The sequence below is a fragment of the Pseudomonas sp. GW821-FHT07G10 genome (assembly GCF_059418545.1).
Genome location: NZ_JBWKQB010000004.1, coordinates 210,910 through 234,602, shown reverse-complemented (window position 1 = coordinate 234,602; position 23,693 = coordinate 210,910). Strand labels below are relative to the sequence as shown.

Sequence of the window (23,693 nt, the reverse complement as noted above, 5' to 3'; positions counted from 1 at the left end):
GTCCGTCTTGGGTCGACGTCCAAGAGAGCTTGGGCCGGCCAGTTGTCTATTCGCGCCCTACCTTAAGGGAGAGGCGCGTTCAGGTCGAGATTAAAAATTTGGTCGAGATCAGGGCGTGCTCAAATGACAAAGAGCGGCACCTCACCGTCAACGGTATTGGAGGAAGACGTTGTCTCGCCCGAACTGGTCACGCAGGGCTTGAATCAAGCTGTCTGCCGGGTCGATTCGCCAGGTTTCGCCAAACTGCAGCAACGCCCTGGCGTCCGGGCCGGTGTACTCCACGGTAATCGGGCACGCCCCGCGATGACGCTTGAACAACTCGCCCAGCCAGCGAAGCCGATCACCTTTCAAGGCCTCGGTGTGCACCTTCAGGCGCAGGCTTTCGGCCAGGTTGGTGCGAGCATCTTCCATGCTCATTACCCGCTTGACTCGCAGGCGCAGGCCGCCGGAGAAGTCGTCGTTGCTGACTTCACCTTCGACCACCACCATCGCATCGGTCTGCAACAAGGACTGTGCCGAGTGGAACGCCTCGGCAAACAGCGACGCTTCGATGCGCGCCGAGCGATCGTCGAGGGTAATGAAACCCATCTTGTCGCCCTTTTTGTTCTTCATCACCCGCAGTGCGATGATCATGCCCGCGACGGTCTGAGTATCCCGAGCCGGCTTCAGGTCGATGATGCGCTGACGGGCAAAGCGTCGGATTTCACCCTCGTATTCATCGATCGGGTGACCGGTGAGGTACAGGCCGAGGGTTTCCTTCTCCCCGCGCAGACGATCCTTGAGCGTCAATTCCTTGGCCTTGCGGTGGCTGGCGTAGACGTCGGCGTCTTCTTCGACGAACAGGCCGCCAAACAGGTCCGCATGACCGCTGTCATGGGTGCGAGCGGTTTGTTCGGCGGCCTTGATCGCCTCCTCCATTGCCGCCAGCAATACCGCACGGTTCTGGTCGATGCCGGCCTGATAGGCTTTCGGCTCGTCATGGAAGTACGGACCGAGGCGATCCAGCGCGCCGCTGCGGATCAAACCGTCCAGCGTGCGCTTGTTGATGCGTTTGAGGTCAACCCGGGCGCAGAAATCGAACAGGTCCTTGAACGGCCCCTCCTGACGCGCCTCGGTGATGGCTTCCACCGGACCTTCACCAACACCCTTGATCGCACCGAGGCCGTAAACGATGCGACCTTCGTCGTTCACCGTAAACTTGAATTCGGAGGTATTCACATCCGGCGCGTCGAGGCGCAGCTTCATGGTGCGCACTTCTTCGATCAAGGTCACGACCTTGTCGGTGTTGTGCATATCCGCAGAAAGTACCGCGGCCATGAACGGTGCCGGGTAGTGAGTCTTCAGCCATGCCGTCTGGTACGAGACCAGCCCATAGGCGGCCGAGTGGGATTTGTTGAAGCCATAACCGGCAAATTTCTCTACCAGGTCGAAGATGTTACCGGCAAGGTCGGCATCGATATTATTGGTCGCGCAACCTTCAATGAAACCGCCGCGCTGCTTGGCCATTTCCTCGGGCTTTTTCTTACCCATGGCTCGACGCAGCATGTCCGCACCACCAAGGGTGTAACCGGCCATGACCTGCGCAATCTGCATCACCTGTTCCTGATACAGGATGATGCCGTAGGTCGGCGCCAATACTGGCTTCAAGCCTTCGTACTGGTAATCGGAGTGAGGGTAGGCGAGTTCGGCGCGACCGTGCTTACGGTTGATGAAGTCATCCACCATGCCCGATTGCAGCGGACCCGGACGGAACAACGCCACCAGTGCGATCAAGTCCTCCAGGCAGTCGGGCTTGAGCTTTTTGATCAGCTCTTTCATGCCGCGCGACTCGAGCTGGAAAACCGCAGTGGTTTCAGCTTTTTGCAGCAGCGTGTAGGTCGGCTTGTCGTCCAGCGGAATAAACGCAATATCCAGCGGCGGCTCGTTGACCTTGGCGCGGTCGCGGTTGATGGTTTTCAGCGCCCAATCGATGATGGTCAGGGTCCGCAGCCCCAGGAAGTCGAACTTCACCAGACCGGCGGCCTCGACGTCGTCCTTGTCGAACTGGGTTACCAGACCGTCGCCTTCCTCATCGCAATAGATCGGCGAGAAGTCGGTGAGTTTGGTCGGTGCGATAACCACGCCACCGGCGTGCTTGCCCACGTTACGCACAACACCTTCAAGCTTGCGCGCCATCTCCCAGATTTCCGCGGCCTCTTCATCGATCTTGATGAAGTCCCGGAGGATTTCTTCCTGCTCGTAGGCTTTTTCCAGGGTCATGCCGACTTCGAAGGGAATCATCTTCGACAGCCGATCCGCCAAGCCGTAGGACTTGCCTTGCACCCGTGCCACGTCACGAATCACAGCTTTCGCTGCCATGGAGCCGAAGGTAATGATCTGGCTTACCGCGTTGCGACCATATTTCTCGGCCACATATTCAATTACGCGATCACGACCATCCATGCAGAAGTCGACGTCGAAGTCGGGCATGGAAACTCGTTCCGGGTTAAGGAATCGCTCGAACAGCAGGTCATATTCCAACGGGTCAAGGTCGGTGATCTTCTGCACATAAGCCACCAGCGATCCGGCACCTGACCCTCGACCCGGACCGACCGGCACACCGTTACTCTTGGCCCACTGGATAAAGTCCATAACGATCAGGAAGTAACCGGGGAAACCCATCTGGATGATGATATCCAGCTCGAAATTCAACCGGTCGACGTAGACCTGGCGCCTGGCCTCATAATCTTCGGTAGTGTCCTTGGGCAGCAGGACGGACAACCGCTCCTCCAGGCCGTCGAACGAGACCTTGCGGAAATACTCATCGATGGTCATGCCATCGGGAATCGGGAAGTTGGGCAGGAAGTGCTTGCCCAGCTTCACTTCGATGTTGCAGCGCTTGGCGATCTCGACCGAGTTTTCCAGCGCTTCAGGCAAGTCGCTGAACAACTCAGCCATTTCATCGGCGCTTTTGAGGTACTGCTGGTCGCTGTAGTTCTTCGAACGGCGCGGATCGTCGAGGGCGCGGCCTTCGCCGATGCAGACGCGGGTTTCGTGGGCTTCGAAGTCTTCGCGCTTGAGGAAGCGCACGTCGTTGGTCGCTACCAATGGCGCGCCGATCTTCTCGGCCAGGGCGACGGCACCGTGCAGTTGCTCTTCGTCATTCGGGCGATTGGTGCGCTGTACTTCCAGATAGAAACGATCCGGGAACACCGCCATCCATTCACGGGCCAGCGTCTCGGCCTCATCCGGATTGCCGCCAAGCAGAGCGATACCAATCTCGCCCTCCTTCGCCGCCGACAGCATGATCAAGCCTTCGCTGGCCTCGGCCACCCACTCGCGCTCGATGATAATCTGGCCATTGCGCTGACCATCGATAAAGCCGCGGGAGATCAACTCGGTGAGATTGCGATAACCGACGCCATTCATTGCCAACAGGCTAATGCGGCTGAGCGGGTTTTCAGGATCCTTGTTCGACAGCCACAGGTCAGCACCGCAGATCGGCTTGATCCCGGCGCCCATGGCTGCCTTGTAAAACTTGACCAGGGAACACATGTTGTTCTGGTCGGTGACTGCCACGGCAGGCATGTTCATGCCGACCAGCGTCTTGACCAGCGGTTTGATCCGCACCAGACCGTCGACCAGGGAATATTCAGTGTGCAGGCGTAGGTGAACGAATGAAGCCGGCATAGTGATCCTGTCATAAGCGTGAAGACAACAAGGCCCGGATTGTACCGGGCCCTGAGCAAAACATCAGCCTGTTGACTAAACCTCAGTCAACCCTTCCAGCGCCTCATACGCCAGACGCACAGGCGCGAACGAGCGTCGGTGAATCGGCGTCGGACCCAAGCGGGCCAAGGCCTCCAGATGTACGGGAGTCGGGTAGCCTTTGTGCCCGCCAATGCCGTAGCCAGGATAAATCAATTCGAAAGCAGCCATTTCACGGTCACGGCTAACCTTTGCCAGAATCGAGGCTGCGGCAATCGCCGGGACCTTGCTATCACCCTTGACCACCGCTTCAGCCGGCATCGCCAGCTTCGGGCAGCGGTTGCCGTCGATCATCGCCAGTTTGGGGGTGATGCTTAGCCCTTCCACTGCGCGCTGCATGGCCAGCATGGTGGCGTGCAAGATATTCAGCTCGTCGATTTCTTCAACTTCAGCCCGGGCAATGCACCAGCTCAGGGCCTTTTCACAGATCTCGTCATACAGCTTTTCGCGACGGGCTTCGGTGAGCTTTTTCGAATCGTTGAGCCCGAGAATCGGCCGATTCGGATCGAGAATCACCGCCGCGGTCACCACAGCACCGCATAAAGGCCCGCGTCCGACTTCATCAACACCGGCAACCAGGTCTTCAGCGTCGGCAACCAAGGTGAAATCCAGACCCATTTGCATCTTTACACCACTCATACTGGTTTGCCGATCAGGTTCAATACCGCTTCGGCGGCCTGATTCGAGGCATCGCGACGCAAGGTCCGATGAATCTCGTCAAAACCACGGGTTTGTTCTTCGCCGCCGTCGATCAATGGCAACACCGTCTGCGCCAGCGCCTCGGCAGTTGCATCGTCCTGCAACAACTCGGGCACCAGCAAACGCTGCGCCAGCAAGTTCGGCAGAGATATATAGGGGCTTTTTACCATGCGTTTGAGAATCCAGAACGTCAGCGGCGCCAGGCGATAAGCGACCACCATCGGCCGCTTGTACAGCAGGGCTTCCAGGGTCGCGGTGCCGGAGGCAATCAACACTGCGTCACAGGCAGCGAGAGCCTGATGGGAACGTCCGTCGAGCAGGGTCAACGGCAAGTCGCGGCCTGCCAGCAACTCTTCGAGCTGCACACGGCGCTCAGGACTGGCGCATGGCATGACAAAACGCACGCCTGGACGCAAGGCACGCAGACGCTCGGCGGTGTCAAGAAACAAACCTCCCAGACGACCGACCTCGCCACCGCGACTACCGGGCATCAAGGCAACCAGGGGTCCATCAGGCAACCCCAGCTCTGCACGGACTGCGGCGCGATCTGCCTCAAGCGGGATCGCATCGGCCAGGGAGTGACCGACAAAACGTACCGGCACGCCCTTCTCTTCGTAGAATTTCGCCTCGAACGGAAACAGCGTCAGCATCAGATCGCAGCCTTCACGAATCTTCAGCACGCGCTTCTGACGCCAGGCCCAGACAGACGGGCTGACGTAGTGCACGGTCTTGATCCCGGCCTGCCGCAGTTTGAGTTCGATATTCAGCGTGAAATCCGGCGCATCGATACCGATGAATACGTCCGGCTTCTCCGCGATCAAGGTCTGAATAAGCTTCTTGCGTCGAGCCAGCAGCTCACGCAAACGCCCCAGAACCTCAACCAGCCCCATGACGGCCAGACGCTCCATCGGGAAATAGGAAGTCAAGCCTTCGGCCTGCATCAGCGGTCCGCCGACACCGATAAACTCAACCGCAGGATGTTGTGCCTTGAGGGCGCGCATCAAGCCAGCGCCCAAGATATCGCCGGAGGCCTCGCCCGCCACCAGTGCAACACGCAAAGTGGCCATGATTAACGAGTAATGCCGCGAGTCGAAGACTGGATAGAATCACGGAAAACCGCGACTTCCGGAAACTGTGCGGACGGCTCGGCCAGCTCGGCAAGTGCCTGATCGACAGTCAGCCCCTGACGGTAAACCACCTTGTAGGCGCGACGCAGAGCGTGGATCGCGTCGTCGCTGAAACCACGACGGCGCATGCCTTCGAAGTTCATGCTGCGCGCCTCGGCAGGGTTGCCGAACACCGTGACGTAGGCCGGAACATCCTTGCCGATAGCGGTACCCATGCCAGAAAAGCTGTGAGCGCCGATATGGCAGTACTGATGAACCAGGGTAAAGCCGGAGAGAATCGCCCAGTCTTCAACGTGCACATGACCGGCCAACGCGGTGTTGTTGACCAGAATGCAATGGTTGCCGATGACACTGTCGTGGCCGATGTGCGCATAGGCCATGATCAGATTGTGATCGCCCAGGGTCGTTTCGGCACGATCCTGAATGGTCCCACGGTGAATGGTTACGCCTTCACGGATGACGTTATGGTCGCCGATCACCAGACGTGTTTCTTCACCTTTGTATTTGAGATCGGGCGTGTCCTCACCTACCGAGGAAAACTGGTAGATGCGGTTTTGCTTACCGATTCGGGTCGGGCCTTTGAGAATCACATGTGGCCCGATCACTGTACCCTCGCCGATTTCCACACCAGCGCCGATGATCGACCAGGGGCCGACCTCGACGTCGTCGGCCAGAACGGCCGTCGGATCGATGATTGCGCGAGGGTCAATCAAACTCATAGTTTGCGTTCCGCGCAAATGATCTCGGCGGAGCAGACCGGCTTGCCATCGACCGAAGCCTGGCATTCAAACTTCCAGATCTGACGCTTGCAGCTCAAGAACCTGGCTTCAAGAATCAACTGATCACCTGGCAGTACCGGCTGGCGGAAGCGCAGCTTGTCGGAACCGACGAAATAGTAAAGGGTGCCATCGGCCGGTTTCACATCCAGCATCTTGAAACCAAGGATTCCGGCAGCCTGAGCCATCGCCTCGATAATCAGCACGCCCGGCATGATCGGATGTGCCGGAAAGTGACCATTGAAGAATGGTTCGTTGATGCTGACATTCTTGTAGGCACGAATGCACTTGCCTTCAACATCCAGATCCACTACCCGGTCCACCAACAGGAAAGGGTAACGGTGAGGCAGGTATTCGCGAATCTCGTTGATGTCCATCATTTCGGGGGGAAGCCTGTAGTAAAGATTGGGAGCGCGCGACTGACGCGCACTCCTCTAGCAAATCAAGGAGGCAGTCTAGCGGCTGTGCACACTTGATATGGAAATGGTTTCAGCCATCTGATGAAGCATTACCGCCAGGGGTCACGTCACCTACACGCTTTTCCAATTGCCGCAGGCGCCGCGCTATATCGTCGAGCTGACGAATGCGTGCCGCGCTTTTGCGCCATTCGGCAGCAGGCTGCATCGCCGTACCGGAAGAATAGGAGCCCGGCTCTGTAATCGAGTGAGTCACCATGGTCATTCCGGTCAGGAAAACGTTGTCGCAAATATCAATGTGCCCAACCAGACCGACACCACCGGCGAGCATGCAGTGCTTGCCGATTTTGGTACTGCCGGAGATCCCCACGCACGCCGCCATGGCGGTGTGATCACCGACCTGCACGTTGTGGGCGATCTGAATCTGGTTATCCAGTTTCACGCCATTACCGATCACGGTATCGGCCAGCGCACCGCGGTCGATGGCAGTGTTCACGCCGATCTCCACATCGTCACCGACCAACACGCCGCCGATCTGGGCAATCTTCTGCCAGACACCTTTTTCATTGGCGAAGCCAAAACCTTCACCACCAATGACAGCGCCGGACTGAATCACCACGCGTTTTCCGATCCGTACGTCGTGATAAAGCGTCACTCGAGGAGCCAGCCAACCGTCTTCACCGATTTCAGAGCGAGCACCAACAAAGCAGTGAGCGCCGACCGTGACACCAGCGGCAATGCGCGCGGCGCTTTCGATCACGGCAAATGCACCAATGCTCGCAGCCGGATCGACCACCGCATCCTCAGCCACAACCGCAGTCGGATGAATACCGGCACTGGCTTTAGGCTTGGGATCGAACAGATGGGAAATCCGCGCGTACGCAAGGTATGGATCAGCTACAACCAGCGCATCACCGGCAAAACCTTCAGCGTCAGCGGCCTTCAGCAACACGGCTGCAGCCTGGCTGCCGACCAGATATTTACGGTATTGGGGATTTGCCAGAAAGCTCAACTGAGCTGGGCCAGCCTCCTGCAAGGTGGCTAGCCCAGTAATTTCTTTCTCCGCGGAACCACGTAGCGTGGCGCCGAGGAACTCGGCCAACTGGCCGAGCTTTATAGTCGCAGTCATGGATTACTTCAGCTGATTCATGCGCTCGATAACCTGGCGAGTGATGTCGTACTGAGGTTTGACATCGATCACTGCGCCACGCTCGAAGACCAGGTCAAAAGCACCTTTCTTGATGACTTCTTCCACAGCGCTATCCAGTTTCGGCTTGAGCTGTTTCAGCATTTCACGGTCGGCAACGGCTTTGGCTTCGTTCAGTTCCTTGGACTGGAACTGGAAGTCACGGGCCTTTTGCTTGAACTCGAGTTCAAGGCGCTCACGTTCGCCTTGCTGCATTTTGTCGCCACCACTGACCAGACGATCCTGGATGCCTTTGGCGCTGCTTTCAAGAGCCTTTAGCTTGGTCAGTTGTGGACCGAACTTCTTCTCGGCATCCACAGCGTATTTCTTCGCGGCGTCAGACTCCAGCAGAGCCATTTGATAGTTCAGTACCGCAATTTTCATTTCGGCAAATGCCGGGGTCGCTACCAGGACAGTCGCCAGGAGAACCAATTGAGTCAACTTACGCACGATGCACTCCTACAAAAACCATTGTCGTTATCTTGGATCAGACGATTAGAACGTCTGACCGAGGGAGAATTGGAATACCTGGGTCTCAGCATTGCTGTCCGGTTTCTTGACCGGCATTGCCAATGCGAAACTCAACGGACCAAGGGCAGTAACCCATGTCACACCAACGCCCACCGAACTGGCCATATTGCTCAGACTGACCTCGTTGCACTGCGTTTTAGACTTCGAACCATCGGCGTTAGTGCTCTGCGTGCAAGTCGAGTCGAACACGTTACCCACGTCCCAGAATACCGACGTGCGCAAGGAACGCTGATCTTTCACGAACGGCAGAGGGAACAGAACCTCTACACCACCCTGAATCAGGACGTTACCACCAAACGGCAGCGCATTCTGGTCCGGGTCGACGGTAGTTCCCGGGTTAACGCCACGACTCGGCGTACTGCGAGGCCCGAGAGTGCTGTCCTTGAAGCCGCGAACCGAGTTGAAACCACCTGCAAAGTAGTTCTCGTAGAACGGCAGGCTATTGGTCGAACCGTAACCATCACCATAGCCCAGCTCAGTGTGCAGACGCATGGTGTAGTTATCAGTCAACGGCTGGAACAGCTGACCACGGTAATCGAGCTTGAAGAACGAGAGATCGCTGCCAGGGGTCGTTGCTTCCAGAACCAGGCTCTGGGAATGACCACGGGTCGCCAGCACGCCTTTGTTCAGAGTCGACTCGGACCAACCGGCCGAAGCCTTGAAGTTCAGGTACTGGTCACCTTCACGGTTAACGAAGTCAAAAATCTCGTCAACGGTGAACTGACCGGTCTTGATCTTGTCTTGCTGTGCCGTCAGACCAAAGGTCAGACGCGAAGTTTCACTGATCGGGTAACCAACGCTGACACCTGCGCCCAGGCTGTCTACGGCATAGCTCGCGACGTTGACATCAAGGTTTTTGTAGTCAGTGGTGCGATAGAAAGCGTTGTAACCCAGGCTGACGCCGTCAGCAGTCCAGTAGGGGTCGACATAACCGAAGTTATAACGGCTCTGGTACTGGCTACGGGTCAAGCCGATGCTGACCTTGTTACCGGTACCCAGGAAGTTGTTCTGGGTAATCGAGCCACCGAGGATCAGACCGGCGCTCTGAGCAAAACCGACGCTGGCGGTGATCGAACCGGACGCTTGCTCTTCAACGGCGTAGTTCACGTCAACCTGGTCATCGACACCCGGTACAGCCGGCGTCTCGACGTTGACCTCCTTGAAGAAGCCCAGACGTTCCAGACGGGTCTTGGACTGGTCGATCAGGTAGGTTGACGCCCAGCCTCCTTCCATCTGACGCATTTCACGACGCAGTACTTCGTCTTCCGACTTGGTATTGCCACGGAAGTTGATGCGGTTTACGTAGGCGCGCTTGCCAGGATCGACCATGAAAGTGATATCTACGGTGTGATCTTCTTCATGGGGCTGCGGCACGCCGTTGACGTTGGCGAAGGTATAGCCTTCGTTACCCAGACGACGGGTGATCAATTCAGACGTGGTGGTCATCAGTTTGCGCGAGAAAACCTGACCTTTCTGTACCAGCAGCAACGACTTGACCTGGTCTTCAGGCACTTTCAAGTCACCGCTCAGCTTGACGTCACGAACGCTGTACTTCTCACCTTCGTTAACGTTGACGGTGATGTAGACGTGTTTCTTGTCCGGGGTGATCGAAACCTGGGTCGAAGCGATATCCATGTTGATATAGCCACGATCCAGGTAGTAGGAACGCAGGCGCTCCAGGTCACCGGACAATTTTTCACGAGCGTACTTGTCATCGTTCTTGAAGAACGACAGCCAGTTAGAGGTTTTCAGTTCGAACAGGTCGATGAGATCTTCGTCAGGGAAGACCGTGTTACCCACCACGTTGATGTGCTGGATAGCGGCGACAGTGCCTTCGTTGATATTGACCTTCAAGGCAACACGGTTACGCGGCTGCGGCACCACTTCGGTGTCGACGGTCGCCGAGTAGCGGCCCTGAGCAACATATTGACGCTGCAGTTCGTTACGCACGCCCTCAAGGGTCGCACGCTGGAAGATCTCGCCTTCGGACAGACCGGATTGTTTGAGGCCTTTCATCAGGTCTTCAGTGGAGATCGCCTTGTTTCCGTCGATCTCGATACTGGCAACAGATGGACGCTCGACTACAGTGATGACCAAGACATTGCCATCGCGGCCCAGCTGGATATCTTGAAAGTAACCGGTTTTGAACAATGCACGAGTGGATTCCGCCAGGCGACGATCATCCGCCTGTTCACCAACGTTCAACGGCAAGGCACCAAAGACGCTACCCGCGGACACCCGCTGGAGGCCATTGACGCGAATATCGGAGATAGTGAAGGACTCGGCGTGAACTTCGGCGATCATCAATACGGTGAGAACCGCAGTTAGCAGCAGACGTTTCATGAAGTCCTTTCTTATTCCAACTGGCAATAAACAAACTGCCGCAAAATGCGGCAGATTCGCAATTCAGCGAAGCGTTACAGTCGACCCAGATCGTTGAGCAGAGCAAGCAACATCACCCCGACCACCAAACTGATACCGATCTGCATCCCCCAACCCTGCACCCGATCCGACAAGGGGCGACCACGCGCCCACTCAATCAGATAAAACAACAAATGCCCCCCATCCAGTACAGGAATGGGCAACAGATTGAGAACTCCCAGGCTAATACTCAGATAAGCAAGGAAATTCAAGAAATCAGCGACACCCGACTGGGCAGAAGCGCCCGCCACTTTAGCAATGGTTATCGGTCCACTCAAGTTTTTTACCGAGAGCTCGCCGAACAACATTTTCTTTAGTGAATCAAGGGTCAGCACACTCATGGTCCAGGTCCGCCGGGCACCCTCGCCGATCGCAGCCAGCGGACCGAAGCTGACCTCATGAATCATGCTTGGTGGCCAATCGACAGCCTTTACCCCGGCCCCCAGATAACCGCTCGCGACTTTCGACTTGCCACGGGCAGCCAAGGTCACAGGGACGTCGATTTGAGCACCATCACGCTCAACATGCAGCATAATTTTGGTATCAGGCCGTACACGGACCAAATCAACGACTTGCTGCCAATCGCTCAACGCCTGACCATCGAGCGCCAGCAGACGGTCGCCCATCTTCAGGCCGGCAGCCTGCGCAGGCCCTTTGGGATCAAGCTCGGCCAGCACCGGCGGCAACGCTGGACGCCAAGGGCGAATCCCCAGCGCGTGAATCGGATCGGGCTCATCAACACCTTTAAGCCAATGATCCAGCATCAGCTCATGAGGTGAGTCGACAGTCGAGCCCTGTTCGCGCATCAGCAACTGCAAGGAGCCACTTTCACCCAATCGGCTCACCAGTTGCAGATTGACGGCCGCCCAACCAGAAGTCGGCTCACCATCGATCGCAACGATTTCCTGACCTGGGCTCAAGCCGGCCCTTGCAGCAAGACTACCGACCTCAACCGCACCGATGACCGGACGCACCTGCTCGCTACCGAGCATCGCCAACGCCCAGAAAAACACCAGAGCCAGCAGAAAATTGGCAACAGGACCGGCCACGACGATAGCGATACGCTGGCGAACAGTCTTGCGATTGAAGGCTTGATCGAGCTGATCAGCCGGCACTTCACCTTCGCGCTCATCGAGCATCTTCACATAGCCACCCAACGGGATGGCAGCGATCACGAACTCCGTACCGCGGCGATCATGCCAACGCAGCAGGGGCATACCGAAGCCCACAGAGAAACGCAGAACCTTGACGCCACAGCGGCGCGCCACCCAAAAATGGCCGAATTCATGGAAGGTGACCAGCACGCCCAGAGCAACCAGGGTGCCGAAAATCATATAGAGCGCGCTCATCTACTTTCTCCGCATTCCTATCCAGTGCCGATACACTCGAATCCGCCGCAACATTTATCGCCCATGGCGACTCAGCCATTGCTCGGTCAGGGTACGGGCTTTGGCGTCCGCCGAGAACACCGCGTCGAGTTCGTCGACGGCAACCACAGGCTCGAGGCTTAATACTTCCTCGATGATACTCGCGATCTCCGGGTAGCGGATGCGTCGATCAAGAAAGGCTGCCACAGCCACTTCATTTGCAGCATTCAACGTGGCGGGCGCACTGTTACCCGCCTCCGCCGCCTGACGCGCGAGTCGCAGGCATGGAAAACGCTCTTCATCGGGAGCCTGGAAGTCCAGGCGCGCGATTGAGAACAGATCAAGAGGCGCCACCCCGGAGTCGATTCGCTCAGGCCAGGCCAGGGCGTTGGCAATCGGCGTACGCATATCAGGATTGCCCAATTGCGCCAACACCGAGCCATCGACATAGTCGACCAGCGAATGAATGACGCTCTGCGGATGAACGACCACTTCGACCTGGGCAGGCCTGGCATCGAACAACCAGCAAGCCTCGATCAACTCAAGGCCTTTGTTCATCATGCTTGCCGAATCAACCGAGATCTTGCGACCCATCGACCAATTGGGGTGCGCACAAGCCTGCTCGGGCGAAACATCCGCAAGCTCGGACAACGGTGTTTGCCGGAACGGACCACCGGAGGCGGTCAGCAGGATCCGCCGAACCCCGACAGCACCAAGCCCGCGAGCAAAGTCACTGGGCATGCACTGAAAAATCGCGTTGTGCTCGCTGTCGATTGGCAACAGGACCGAACCGCTCTTGCGCACAGCCTGCATAAACAACGCGCCGGACATCACCAGCGCCTCTTTATTAGCCAAGAGGATTTTTTTACCGGCTTCTACCGCCGCCAAAGTCGGACGCAACCCCGCTGCCCCGACAATCGCCGCCATCACCGCATCGACTTCAGGATCGGCCGCGACCTGACACAGCCCCTCCTCCCCCACCAGGACGCGGGTTTTCAGCCCGGCAGCCCGCAAGTCGTCCTGCAGGCTACGTGCAGCAGCGATCTCAGGAACGACTGCGAAGCGCGGCGTGTGGCGAACGCACAACGCGAGCAGCTCGCTCAAACGACTGAAACCACTCAAGGCGAACACTTGGTAGCGCTCGGGATGACGAGCAATGACATCCAGGGTGCTCAGGCCAATCGAACCCGTCGCCCCCAGAACGGTAATCTGTTGTGGGCGACTCACAGTGCAGCCACCCACAACAGGACAGCAAATACCGGAATAGCCGCTGTCAGACTGTCGATTCGATCCAGCACACCGCCATGGCCCGGCAGCAGGTTACTGCTGTCCTTGATCCCCGACTGACGCTTGAACATGCTTTCAGTCAGATCGCCGACCACCGAGAGCGATACGACAATCGCCGCGCCGATCAACCCCAACAGCACCTGCACCCCACTCCAGTCTCGAACAAAGCCGACAACGGCAGTGATCAGCAAGCTAAGCAGTAAACCACCATAAACCCCTTCCCAGCTCTTGCCCGGACTGACTTGCGGAGCCAGTTTACGCTTGCCAAAAGCCCGGCCGGAAAAGTAGGCACCGATATCGGCCCCCCAGACCAGCACCATTACCGCCATGATCAGCCAGTTACCCAAGGGTTGTTGCTTGATCAGGATCAAACCTTGCCAGGCAGGCAACAAGATCAACAGACCAATCACCAACTTGCTTGCCGCGCTAGCCCAATACTCACCGGTCCGTGGATAAGTCAGCACCAGGAAAGTCGCCAGTAACCACCAGAGAACAGCAGCACCCAGCACCCATGGAGCGAGACCGGGAAGTACATGCATGAAAAACAGCAGCAGCGCGACCAGGGTTGCGTAAACAATCCGGGCAGACTGAGCAGTGAAACCTGCCAATCGAGCCCATTCCCAGGCACCCAGAGTCACCACCAGCCCGATGAACAAAGCAAAGCCCGTACCTTCGAGCAGGAAAAACCCGCACAAGGCGATTGGCAGCAGGATCAGCGCAGTAATGATTCGTTGCTTAAGCATTAAACCCGGGCTCCAGCCTCGACCTGCTCGCTCGTTTTACCGAAGCGGCGCTGACGAGAAGCGTAATCGGCCAGCGCAGAACGCATGGCATCGTGTTTGAAGTCCGGCCAGAACAGGTCGGAGAAATACAGCTCGGCGTACGCCAACTGCCACAACAGGAAGTTGCTGATGCGGTGCTCACCGCCAGTACGAATGCACAAGTCCGGCAAGGGCAGATCGCCAGTCGCCAGACAGGTTTGCAACAACTCGGGCGTAATGTCTTCAGGTCGCAGATGCCCGGCCTGAACCTCGCGCGCCAGGCGCTGGGCAGCTTGGGCAATGTCCCATTGACCACCATAATTGGCAGCGATTTGCAGGATAAAACGATTGCTGCCCGCTGTCATCGCCTCAGCTTCACGCATGGCCGCCTGCAGCTCCGGATGGAAGCGCGAGCGGTCACCAATGATGCGCAGGCTGATGTTGTTGTCGTTGAGGCGCTTGGCCTCACGACGCAATGCCCTGAAGAACAGATCCATCAAGCCACTGACTTCGTCTGCCGGACGCTGCCAGTTCTCACTGGAGAAGGCAAACAAGGTCAGCACTTCGACCTTGGCCTCGGCACACACCTCGATGACAGCACGAACAGCATCGACACCCGCTTTATGCCCGGCAATACCCGGCATAAAGCGCTTTTTTGCCCAACGATTATTGCCGTCCATGATAATCGCGACATGACGCGGCACCGAAGACGGTACAGCTTGCTTGGTCTTTTCCATGAAAACGCGACCCTTATACGGCCATCAGGTCTTTTTCTTTCTCCGCCAACTTAGCGTCGATTTCAGCTACGAACTTCTTGGTCAGATCGTCGATCTCGCCAGTGGCACGACGCTCTTCGTCTTCGCTGATTTCCTTTTCCTTGACCAGATCTTTCAGCGAGCTGTTTGCATCGCGACGGATGTTGCGTACGGCAACACGGGCGTCTTCAGCCACATCACGTGCCTGCTTGGTGAAACCGCGACGGGTTTCTTCGGTCAGGGCCGGCATGCTGATCAGCAGCAGCTCACCAAGGTTGGTCGGGTTCAGGTTCAGACCTGCGCTGCCGATTGCCTTGTCGACGGCGCCCAGCATGTTGCGCTCGAAGGCAACAACTTGCAGGGTACGGGCGTCTTTGACGGTGATGTTGGCAACTTGCTTGATCGGGGTGTCAGCACCGTAGTACGGCACCATCACGCCCTCCAGGATGCTTGGGTGCGCCTGGCCAGTACGGATACGGCCGAAGTTGTGCGCCAGCGATTCCACAGATTTCTGCATGCGATCTTTAGCGTCTTTCTTGATTTCGTTGATCATTGTTGGCCTTCCTCGATCAGGGTTCCTTCAGCGCCGCCATGTACGATATTCAGCAGGGCGCCGGGCTTGTTCATGTTAAAGACGCGCAACGGCATCTTGTGATCACGGCACAGACAGATGGCCGTCAGATCCATCACACCCAGCTTGCGATCCAGCACTTCATCGTAGGTCAGATGATCGAACTTCTCGGCATGCGGGTCTTTGAATGGGTCAGCGGTGTACACACCATCAACCTTGGTCGCTTTCAACACGACGTCAGCATCGATCTCGATCGCTCGCAGGCAGGCTGCCGAATCCGTGGTGAAGAACGGGTTGCCGGTACCGGCTGCGAAGATAACGACTTCCTTGGCGTTCAGGTGACGCATGGCTTTGCGGCGATCATAGTGATCGGTTACGCCAACCATGGAAATAGCCGACATAACGATGGCGGAGATATTCGCACGTTCCAGCGCATCACGCATGGCCAGGGCATTCATCACAGTGGCCAGCATCCCCATGTGATCGCCGGTAACCCGATCCATCCCGGCAGCACTCAGGGCTGCACCACGGAACAGGTTGCCACCGCCAATCACCAGACCGACCTGAACGCCTATACCGACCAGCTGGCCGACTTCCAGCGCCATGCGATCCAGAACCTTGGGGTCGATCCCGAACTCTTCCGAGCCCATCAGGGCCTCGCCGCTGAGCTTGAGTAGAATGCGTTTATAGCGAGCCTGATAACCACTGCCCTGCTGAGCCATTGCGAATCTCTCCTGCGGCGTATTTTAAAAATTCTTTGCAAGCTGTTTGCAGCCTGCGTTCACTCTAACTGGACGCTATCACAACGCCATCGGAACACGGCTTTGTAAGCCAGTTCCGAAGGGAAGCCAAATAAATTGATCATCCCATTTGAAAAGAGGCTGCGCGCGTGAGCGGGCAGCCTCTTCAGGGCGACAGTTTAAAAAACTGTCTTACTGCTTGGCAGCAGCCAGCTGAGCAGCAACTTCTTCAGCGAAGTTGTCTACTGGCTTCTCGATGCCTTCACCTACCGCGAAGCGAGTGAAGGAAACGATTTCAGCGCCGCCTTTCTTGGCCAGGTCGCCAACAGTCACTTCAGGGTCCTTGACGAACTGCTGGTTGACCAGGCTGGCTTCGGCCAGGAACTTGCTGATACGACCAGCAACCATTTTTTCAACGATTTCGGCTGGCTTGCCTTTGATCTTGTCTTCGTTGAGGCTCATGAACACGGCTTTTTCGCGCTCGATGGCTTCAGCGGAAACTTCCGACGGCAGCAGGAACTCAGGGTTGCTGGCCGCGACGTGCATCGCGATGTCTTTAGCCAGTTCAACGTTACCGCCCTTCAGGACGACAGCAACACCGATCTTGTTACCGTGCAGGTAAGTACCGACCACGTCACCTTCAACGCGAACCAGACGACGGATGTTGACGTTCTCGCCGACTTTACCGACCAGAACCAGACGATCAGCTTCACGCGCTTCGATCAGCGGAGCAGCATCAGTCAGTTTGTCAGCAAAAGCCTGTTCGACGCTGGCAGCAACGAACACTTTGAAGTCGTCTTGCAGAGCCAGGAAGTCGGTCTGCGAGTTCACTTCCAGCAGAACTGCCGCTTTACCATTGTCCTTGATAGCGATTGCGCCTTCAGCAGCAACGTTGCCTGCTTTTTTGGCTGCCTTGATGGCGCCCGAAGCACGCATGTCATCAATGGCTTTTTCGATGTCGCCGCCAGCCTTGGTCAAGGCTTTCTTGCAGTCCATCATGCCTTCGCCGGTACGCTCGCGCAGTTCTTTGACCAACGCTGCAGTAATCTCTGCCATTTCAAAATTCCTCTTGGATAGGTTTTCAACCATTCCACCCGACCGAACGGGCGTTCAATTCTTGCGCTACTCCCGAAACACTTGTTAACCGCCGCTCATGACAAAAACTGCAGAGGGCATTTTTCAACAAACGATTTTCGAGGTGGCAAAAAGGGGGCCAAGCCCCCTTTTTGCGTACTGAGTAAACGCTAAGCGCTAGCTACTCAGCCTTCAACTACTGCTGCTGGAGCGTCTTCGACGAACACTTCGGTGCCGCCAGCAACGTGGTTGCGACCTTTGATCACAGCATCAGCCATCGCACCCATGTACAACTGGATGGCGCGGATTGCGTCATCGTTGCCTGGGATGATGTAGTCAACGCCTTCCGGGCTGCTGTTGGTATCGACAACGCCGATAACCGGGATGCCCAGTTTGTTGGCTTCGGTGATCGCGATGCGCTCGTGATCAACGTCGATAACGAACAGTGCGTCTGGCAGACCGCCCATGTCCTTGATACCACCCAGGCTACGATCCAGCTTCTCAAGATCGCGAGTGCGCATCAGCGCTTCTTTCTTGGTCAGCTTGGCGAAAGTACCGTCTTCAGCCTGAACTTCAAGGTCACGCAGACGCTTGATGGAAGCACGGATGGTTTTGAAGTTGGTCAGCATGCCGCCCAACCAGCGGTGATCGACGTACGGCGAACCGCAACGTGCTGCTTCTTCAGCAACGATCTTGCCAGCGGAACGCTTGGTGCCGACGAACAGAATCTTGTTTTTGCCCTGGGCCAGACGCTCTACGAAAGTCAGAGCTTCGTTGAACATTGGCAGGGTTTTTTCAAGGTTGATGATGTGAATCTTGTTCCGCGCGCCGAAAATGTACTTACCCATTTTCGGGTTCCAGTAACGGGTTTGGTGACCGAAGTGCACACCGGCCTTCAGCATATCGCGCATGTTGACTTGGGACATGATAGTTCCTTAATAAGTCGGGTTAGGCCTCCACGCATCCCAATGACCAACCAGCAGCGTCAAGCTGAAGGCACCCAGGTCATCGTGTCGACGCGTGTGTGGGTTTAAACTTTTCGAGGTATCCCCGGAAAGCGGCGCATTTTATACCACAAGAAAGGGAAAAACGAAACCAGGATTCACACGCTCCAGGCATCAGCTTTTACCCTGACCTTGGAATCGGATCAGAATGCACCATTACTATAGAGAGAAGCGATGGCAAGACGTTCATGATTTGCACCGACCGTCTGTTAGAATCGCGTTTTAGGGTTGCGAAGACGCAACATTTGGTTCCGCAATCCATCTACCGTGTTTATAGCGCCATTGAGCGCCTAGAGAGCCTGTATGACCGTCACCCTCAAAACCCCAGAGGACATCGCAAAAATGCGTGTCGCCGGCAAACTGGCCGCCGACGTGCTGGAAATGATCGCCGAATACGTCAAACCCGGCGTCACCACGGACGAACTGGACCGCATCTGCCACGACTATATTGTCAATGAACAGAAGGCCATCCCTGCCCCTCTCAATTACAAGGGTTTCCCGAAGTCGATCTGCACCTCGATCAACCATGTGGTCTGCCACGGCATCCCGAATGAGAAACCACTCAAGGATGGCGATACCCTGAACATCGATGTCACCGTCATCAAAGATGGCTATCACGGCGACACCAGCCGGATGTTCCACGTTGGCACCGTGCCTGTCTGGGCCGAGCGCCTGTCGCAAGTCACCCAGGAATGCATGTACAAGGCCATTGAACTGGTCAAACCCGGCTGCCGCCTTGGCGACATCGGTGAAGTCATCCAGAAACACGCCGAGAAAAACGGTTTCTCGGTGGTCCGCGAGTTCTGTGGCCACGGCATCGGCAAGGTGTTTCACGAAGAGCCGCAGATCCTGCACTACGGTCGTGCCGGCACCGGAATGGAACTGAAAGAAGGCATGACCTTCACCATCGAGCCAATGATCAACCAGGGCCGCGCCGACACCAAAGTATTGGGCGACGGCTGGACCGCGATCACCAAGGACCGCAAGCTCTCCGCGCAGTGGGAACACACGCTGCTGGTGACCGCCACCGGTTACGAGATCTTCACCCTGCGCAGCGATGACACTATCCCTCGCGTTTCGGCCTGATCCGTCCTGCTCTGCCCCTACATAAAGAAAGGAAAGCCAATCGATGCCGCAGGTGGATCCCGAACTCTTCGACCGCGGTCAGTTCCAGGCTGAACTGGCCTTGAAGGCAAGCCCGATTGCGGCCTTCAAGAAAGCTATTCGCCAGGCCCGCGAGGCGCTCGACGAGCGCTTTCGTGCCGGTCGGGATATCCGTCGACTGATCGAGGATCGCGCCTGGTTCATCGATAACATCCTGCAAAAGGCCTGGGAGCAGTTCAACTGGAACGAAGACGCCGACATCGCGCTGGTCGCGGTCGGCGGCTATGGTCGCGGCGAGCTGCACCCTTACTCCGACATCGACCTGCTGATCCTGCTCGACAGCGCCGATCACGAGACTTTCCGCGATTCCATCGAACGTTTTCTGACGTTGCTGTGGGATATTGGCCTGGAAGTCGGGCAAAGCGTGCGTTCGGTGGATGAATGTGCCGAAGAGGCCCGCGCCGACCTGACGGTCATCACCAACCTGATGGAAAGCCGCACCATTGCTGGCCCCGAGCGTTTGCGCCAGCGCATGCTGGAGGTCACCAGTACCGCTCATATGTGGCCAAGCAAGGACTTCTTTCTGGCCAAGCGTGCCGAGCAAAAGGCCCGCCACCACAAGTACAACGATACCGAATACAACCTGGAACCCAACGTCAAAGGCTCCCCCGGTGGCCTGCGGGATATCCAGACAATTCTCTGGGTAGCCCGCCGCCAGTACGGCACGCTGAACTTGCGTGCACTGGCTGGCGAGGGCTTCCTGGTGGAGAGCGAGAACACCCTGCTGGCTTCATCCCAGGAATTTCTGTGGAAGGTCCGTTACGCCTTGCACATGCTGGCCGGACGCTCCGAGGACCGCCTGCTGTTCGATCACCAGCGCTCGATAGCCGGGTTGCTGGGCTTCGCGGGGGATGACGCCAAGCAGGCTATCGAAAGCTTCATGCAGCAGTATTACCGGGTGGTCATGAGCATTGCCCAGCTCAGCGACTTGATCATCCAGCACTTCGAGGAAGTCATTCTCGCATCAGAAGATGAAGCGCCCTCGCAGCCGCTTAACTCGCGTTTTCAGCTGCATGACGGCTACATCGAAGTCACCAACGTCAATGTCTTCAAACGCACGCCATTCGCGATGCTGGAGATCTTCCTGCTGATGGCTCAGCACCCGGAGATTAAAGGAGTTCGCGCCGATACCGTCCGTTTGCTGAGGGAAAACCGTCACTTGATTGACGACGAATTCCGCCATGACATCCGCAATACCAGCCTGTTCATCGAATTGTTCAAGTGCGAGATCGGCGTCCACCGCAATCTGCGGCGAATGAACCGTTATGGCATTCTCGGGCGCTATCTGCCGGAATTCGGCTTTATCGTCGGCCAGATGCAGCACGATCTGTTCCACATCTATACCGTTGACGCCCATACCCTGAACCTGATCAAACACCTGCGTAAACTGCAGTACACCCAGGTTTCCGAAAAATTCCCGCTAGCCAGCAAACTCATGGGCAAGCTGCCAAAACCCGAGTTGATCTACCTGGCCGGCCTGTATCACGACATCGGCAAGGGTCGGCATGGCGATCACTCGGACATTGGCGCAGTAGATGCCGAGGCGTTCTGCGTACGCCATCAACTGCCGCAGTGGGACAGCCGACTGATTGTCTGGCTGGTGCAGAATCACCTGGTGATGTCGACCACCGCCCAGCGCAAGGATCTGTCCGATCCGCAGGTTATCCACGATTTCGCACAAATCGTTGGCGATCAGACCCGGCTCGACTATCTGTATGTGCTGACCGTCTCCGACATCAATGCGACCAATCCGACCCTGTGGAACTCCTGGCGGGCGAGCCTGCTGCGTCAGCTCTACACCGAGACCAAGCGCGCCTTGCGCCGCGGCCTGGAAAATCCGGTGGATCGTGAACAGCAGATTCGCCAGACCCAGAGCGCTGCCCTGGACATCCTGGTACGCAGCGGCACCGATCCGGATGACGTCGAACAGCTCTGGGCACAACTGGGCGACGACTATTTCCTGCGCCATACCGCTGGCGACGTAGCCTGGCACAGCGATGCGATCCTGCAACAGCCCGCCGACGGCGGCCCCTTGGTGCTGATCAAGGAAACCACACAGCGAGAATTCGAGGGCGGAACGCAGATCTTCATCTACGCGCCAGACCAGCACGACTTCTTCGCTGTGACCGTGGCGGCAATGGACCAGCTCAACCTGAACATTCACGACGCCCGGGTCATCACCTCCAGCAGCCAGTTCACCCTCGACACGTATATCGTGCTCGACACCGATGGCGACTCGATCGGCGACAACCCTCTGCGCGTCAAACAGATCCGCGACGGCCTGACCGAAGCCCTGCGCAATCCGGCTGACTACCCGACCATCATTCAGCGACGGGTGCCACGCCAGCTCAAGCACTTCGCTTTCCCGCCACAGGTCACCATCCACAACGACGCCCAGCGTCCGGTGACTGTCCTTGAGCTGAGCGCTCCGGACCGGCCCGGCTTGTTGGCACGGATCGGGACAATCTTCCTCGAGTTCGATCTGTCGCTGCAGAACGCCAAGATCGCCACCCTCGGCGAACGCGTGGAAGACGTATTTTTCATCACCGACGCAAACAACCAACCGTTGTCCGACCCGCAGCTGTGCAGCCGCTTGCAGGACGCCATCGTTGAACAATTGAGCGTCAGCCACGAACCGAATATCGAACTGTCGCGCCTGAGCTTCTAGTCGCGCGCCATGACTTGAGTGAGATCCGCCAGCAATGAACAACGCTCTGAACCAGTTGCAGCCCTACCCGTTCGAAAAACTCCGCGCCCTGCTCGGCACTGTTCAGCCCGCAGCAGGTAAACGCCCGATTGCCCTGTCCATCGGCGAGCCTAAACATCGCTCGCCTGACTTTGTCGCCCAAGCCCTGGCCAGCAACCTGGATCAGATGGCGGTCTACCCGACCACTCTGGGTATTGCAGCCCTGCGTGAAGCAATTGCTCATTGGTGCGAACGTCGCTTCAGCGTCCCCGACGGCTGGCTCGACCCTGCCCGTAATATTCTGCCGGTCAACGGTACGCGCGAGGCGCTGTTCGCCTTCACCCAGACGGTGGTCAACCGCAGCGATGAAGCACTGATCGTCAGCCCGAACCCCTTCTATCAAATCTATGAAGGTGCAGCCTTCCTTGCCGGGGCCAAGCCGCATTACCTGCCTTGCCTGGACGAAAACGGCTTCAATCCGGATTTCGACGCGGTAACGGCCGATGTCTGGCAGCGCTGCCAGATTCTGTTCCTGTGCTCGCCGGGCAATCCGACCGGCGCGTTGATCCCACTGCAAACCCTGAAAAAGCTGATCGCTCTGGCCGACGAGTACGACTTCGTGATCGCTGCCGACGAGTGCTACAGCGAACTGTATTTTGATGAACAGACGCCACCGCCCGGCCTGCTCAGCGCCTGCGTGGCACTGGGGCGCAAGGACTTCAAGCGCTGCGTGGTATTCCACAGTCTGTCCAAACGTTCCAACCTGCCTGGCCTGCGCTCCGGCTTTGTTGCCGGTGACGCCGAGATCCTCAAAGCCTTCCTGCTGTACCGCACCTACCACGGTTGCGCCATGCCGGTTCAGACGCAGCTCGCAAGCATCGCGGCCTGGAACGACGAAGAGCACGTGCGCGCCAACCGAACGCTGTACCGGGAAAAATTCGATGCGGTGCTGGAAATTCTGAGCCCGGTTCTCGATGTGCAGTGCCCGGATGGTGGCTTCTATCTGTGGCCGAATGTTGAGGGCGATGACGCCGAGTTCTGCCGCCAGCTGTTTGCCGAAGAACATGTAACCGTAGTGCCAGGCTCGTATCTGTCCCGTGAAGTCAAAGGCTTCAACCCAGGCGCCGGACGCGTACGTTTGGCACTGGTCGCGCCGCTGGCCGAATGCGTTGAAGCCGCCGAGCGGATTCGCGACTTCATTCAGCGTCGCAAGTAAGCGGCCGATCGCGAGCAAGCTCGCTCCTGCAATGAATCGCGCTTTTTGCAGGAGCGAGCTTGCTCGCGATAGCTTCACAGCATCACTTGAACTGCCACCTCTCACAACACGTCGCCCGAGAGCAGCCAAACCACCACATCAGAGACTTCCTCCGGCTGGCCGCGC

General features: G+C 57.3%; 19 protein-coding genes. 3 read left to right on the top strand and 16 right to left on the bottom strand.

Annotated elements, in window-relative coordinates; translation table 11 throughout:
• Positions 1 to 147 precede the first annotated feature (147 nt).
• The 16 genes from dnaE to rpsB form a co-directional block, all read right to left on the bottom strand.
• A complete protein-coding gene (gene dnaE, locus AC07O1_RS08655) occupies positions 148 to 3,669 on the bottom strand; it encodes a DNA polymerase III subunit alpha (protein ID WP_495088514.1) in 3,522 nt (1,173 codons plus the stop codon).
• Between the two features lie 75 nt (positions 3,670 to 3,744).
• Positions 3,745 to 4,371: a ribonuclease HII gene (gene rnhB, locus AC07O1_RS08650; RefSeq protein WP_494992769.1), complete on the bottom strand. Its 627-nt coding sequence runs from the start codon at positions 4,369 to 4,371 to the stop codon at positions 3,745 to 3,747.
• Between the two features lie 11 nt (positions 4,372 to 4,382).
• Complete coding sequence (gene lpxB, locus AC07O1_RS08645; RefSeq protein ID WP_494992565.1) at positions 4,383 to 5,513, bottom strand: lipid-A-disaccharide synthase; 1,131 nt, start codon at positions 5,511 to 5,513, stop codon at positions 4,383 to 4,385.
• Positions 5,514 to 5,515: 2 nt separating this feature from the next.
• A complete protein-coding gene (lpxA, locus tag AC07O1_RS08640; RefSeq protein WP_494992564.1) occupies positions 5,516 to 6,292 on the bottom strand; it encodes an acyl-ACP--UDP-N-acetylglucosamine O-acyltransferase in 777 nt (258 codons plus the stop codon).
• Complete coding sequence (gene fabZ / locus AC07O1_RS08635) at positions 6,289 to 6,729, bottom strand: 3-hydroxyacyl-ACP dehydratase FabZ (protein ID WP_494992563.1); 441 nt, start codon at positions 6,727 to 6,729, stop codon at positions 6,289 to 6,291. Before fabZ ends, lpxA begins: the two co-directional genes overlap by 4 nt.
• 109 nt (positions 6,730 to 6,838) lie before the next feature.
• The gene (lpxD, locus tag AC07O1_RS08630; RefSeq protein WP_494992562.1) at positions 6,839 to 7,894 is read right to left on the bottom strand and encodes a UDP-3-O-(3-hydroxymyristoyl)glucosamine N-acyltransferase; all 1,056 of its coding nucleotides are present in this window, start codon (positions 7,892 to 7,894) and stop codon (positions 6,839 to 6,841) included.
• 3 nt (positions 7,895 to 7,897) lie between these two features.
• Positions 7,898 to 8,401, bottom strand: a complete 504-nt coding sequence (locus AC07O1_RS08625) for an OmpH/Skp family outer membrane protein (RefSeq protein ID WP_017130863.1) — start codon at positions 8,399 to 8,401, stop codon at positions 7,898 to 7,900.
• A gap of 45 nt (positions 8,402 to 8,446) precedes the next feature.
• A complete protein-coding gene (gene bamA / locus AC07O1_RS08620) occupies positions 8,447 to 10,825 on the bottom strand; it encodes an outer membrane protein assembly factor BamA (protein WP_495088513.1) in 2,379 nt (792 codons plus the stop codon).
• Between the two features lie 74 nt (positions 10,826 to 10,899).
• Positions 10,900 to 12,252 (bottom strand): RIP metalloprotease RseP, encoded by a 1,353-nt coding sequence (gene rseP / locus AC07O1_RS08615; RefSeq protein WP_495088512.1) that lies wholly within the window; start codon positions 12,250 to 12,252, stop codon positions 10,900 to 10,902.
• Positions 12,253 to 12,306: 54 nt separating this feature from the next.
• Entirely contained in the window at positions 12,307 to 13,497 is a 1,191-nt protein-coding gene (ispC, locus tag AC07O1_RS08610; RefSeq protein ID WP_495088511.1) for a 1-deoxy-D-xylulose-5-phosphate reductoisomerase, read from the bottom strand.
• Positions 13,494 to 14,300, bottom strand: a complete 807-nt coding sequence (locus AC07O1_RS08605) for a phosphatidate cytidylyltransferase (protein ID WP_495088510.1) — start codon at positions 14,298 to 14,300, stop codon at positions 13,494 to 13,496. The genes ispC and AC07O1_RS08605 overlap by 4 nt, the downstream gene beginning before the upstream one ends.
• Positions 14,300 to 15,055, bottom strand: a complete 756-nt coding sequence (uppS, locus tag AC07O1_RS08600; protein WP_495088509.1) for a polyprenyl diphosphate synthase — start codon at positions 15,053 to 15,055, stop codon at positions 14,300 to 14,302. The genes AC07O1_RS08605 and uppS overlap by 1 nt, the downstream gene beginning before the upstream one ends.
• Before the next feature lie 13 nt (positions 15,056 to 15,068).
• Complete coding sequence (gene frr, locus AC07O1_RS08595) at positions 15,069 to 15,626, bottom strand: ribosome recycling factor (RefSeq protein WP_494992556.1); 558 nt, start codon at positions 15,624 to 15,626, stop codon at positions 15,069 to 15,071.
• Positions 15,623 to 16,366: a UMP kinase gene (gene pyrH, locus AC07O1_RS08590; protein ID WP_003172271.1), complete on the bottom strand. Its 744-nt coding sequence runs from the start codon at positions 16,364 to 16,366 to the stop codon at positions 15,623 to 15,625. Before pyrH ends, frr begins: the two co-directional genes overlap by 4 nt.
• A 210-nt stretch (positions 16,367 to 16,576) precedes the next feature.
• A complete protein-coding gene (tsf, locus tag AC07O1_RS08585; protein ID WP_494992555.1) occupies positions 16,577 to 17,440 on the bottom strand; it encodes a translation elongation factor Ts in 864 nt (287 codons plus the stop codon).
• Between the two features lie 203 nt (positions 17,441 to 17,643).
• Complete coding sequence (gene rpsB, locus AC07O1_RS08580) at positions 17,644 to 18,384, bottom strand: 30S ribosomal protein S2 (RefSeq protein WP_494992554.1); 741 nt, start codon at positions 18,382 to 18,384, stop codon at positions 17,644 to 17,646.
• A gap of 381 nt (positions 18,385 to 18,765) precedes the next feature.
• Between rpsB and map the strand changes: the two genes are divergently transcribed.
• The 3 genes from map to dapC are packed head-to-tail and all read left to right on the top strand — an operon-like array spanning position 18,766 to position 23,528.
• Positions 18,766 to 19,548: a type I methionyl aminopeptidase gene (gene map / locus AC07O1_RS08575; protein WP_494992553.1), complete on the top strand. Its 783-nt coding sequence runs from the start codon at positions 18,766 to 18,768 to the stop codon at positions 19,546 to 19,548.
• Positions 19,549 to 19,591: 43 nt separating this feature from the next.
• Positions 19,592 to 22,294, top strand: a complete 2,703-nt coding sequence (locus AC07O1_RS08570; protein WP_495088508.1) for a [protein-PII] uridylyltransferase — start codon at positions 19,592 to 19,594, stop codon at positions 22,292 to 22,294.
• Positions 22,295 to 22,328: 34 nt separating this feature from the next.
• The gene (dapC, locus tag AC07O1_RS08565) at positions 22,329 to 23,528 is read left to right on the top strand and encodes a succinyldiaminopimelate transaminase (protein WP_494992551.1); all 1,200 of its coding nucleotides are present in this window, start codon (positions 22,329 to 22,331) and stop codon (positions 23,526 to 23,528) included.
• Positions 23,529 to 23,693 lie beyond the last annotated feature (165 nt).

What these genes read in the sequence shown, in the direction of transcription:
- dnaE (WP_495088514.1), bottom strand. Translation starts at nt 3,669, where the DNA reads ATGCCGGCTTCATTCGTTCACCTACGCCTGCACACTGAATATTCCCTG.
- rnhB (WP_494992769.1), bottom strand. Translation starts at nt 4,371, where the DNA reads ATGCAAATGGGTCTGGATTTCACCTTGGTTGCCGACGCTGAAGACCTG.
- lpxB (WP_494992565.1), bottom strand. Translation starts at nt 5,513, where the DNA reads ATGGCCACTTTGCGTGTTGCACTGGTGGCGGGCGAGGCCTCCGGCGAT.
- lpxA (WP_494992564.1), bottom strand. Translation starts at nt 6,292, where the DNA reads ATGAGTTTGATTGACCCTCGCGCAATCATCGATCCGACGGCCGTTCTG.
- fabZ (WP_494992563.1), bottom strand. Translation starts at nt 6,729, where the DNA reads ATGATGGACATCAACGAGATTCGCGAATACCTGCCTCACCGTTACCCT.
- lpxD (WP_494992562.1), bottom strand. Translation starts at nt 7,894, where the DNA reads ATGACTGCGACTATAAAGCTCGGCCAGTTGGCCGAGTTCCTCGGCGCC.
- bamA (WP_495088513.1), bottom strand. Translation starts at nt 10,825, where the DNA reads ATGAAACGTCTGCTGCTAACTGCGGTTCTCACCGTATTGATGATCGCC.
- rseP (WP_495088512.1), bottom strand. Translation starts at nt 12,252, where the DNA reads ATGAGCGCGCTCTATATGATTTTCGGCACCCTGGTTGCTCTGGGCGTG.
- AC07O1_RS08605 (WP_495088510.1), bottom strand. Translation starts at nt 14,300, where the DNA reads ATGCTTAAGCAACGAATCATTACTGCGCTGATCCTGCTGCCAATCGCC.
- uppS (WP_495088509.1), bottom strand. Translation starts at nt 15,055, where the DNA reads ATGGAAAAGACCAAGCAAGCTGTACCGTCTTCGGTGCCGCGTCATGTC.
- frr (WP_494992556.1), bottom strand. Translation starts at nt 15,626, where the DNA reads ATGATCAACGAAATCAAGAAAGACGCTAAAGATCGCATGCAGAAATCT.
- pyrH (WP_003172271.1), bottom strand. Translation starts at nt 16,366, where the DNA reads ATGGCTCAGCAGGGCAGTGGTTATCAGGCTCGCTATAAACGCATTCTA.
- tsf (WP_494992555.1), bottom strand. Translation starts at nt 17,440, where the DNA reads ATGGCAGAGATTACTGCAGCGTTGGTCAAAGAACTGCGCGAGCGTACC.
- rpsB (WP_494992554.1), bottom strand. Translation starts at nt 18,384, where the DNA reads ATGTCCCAAGTCAACATGCGCGATATGCTGAAGGCCGGTGTGCACTTC.
- map (WP_494992553.1), top strand. Translation starts at nt 18,766, where the DNA reads ATGACCGTCACCCTCAAAACCCCAGAGGACATCGCAAAAATGCGTGTC.
- AC07O1_RS08570 (WP_495088508.1), top strand. Translation starts at nt 19,592, where the DNA reads ATGCCGCAGGTGGATCCCGAACTCTTCGACCGCGGTCAGTTCCAGGCT.
- dapC (WP_494992551.1), top strand. Translation starts at nt 22,329, where the DNA reads ATGAACAACGCTCTGAACCAGTTGCAGCCCTACCCGTTCGAAAAACTC.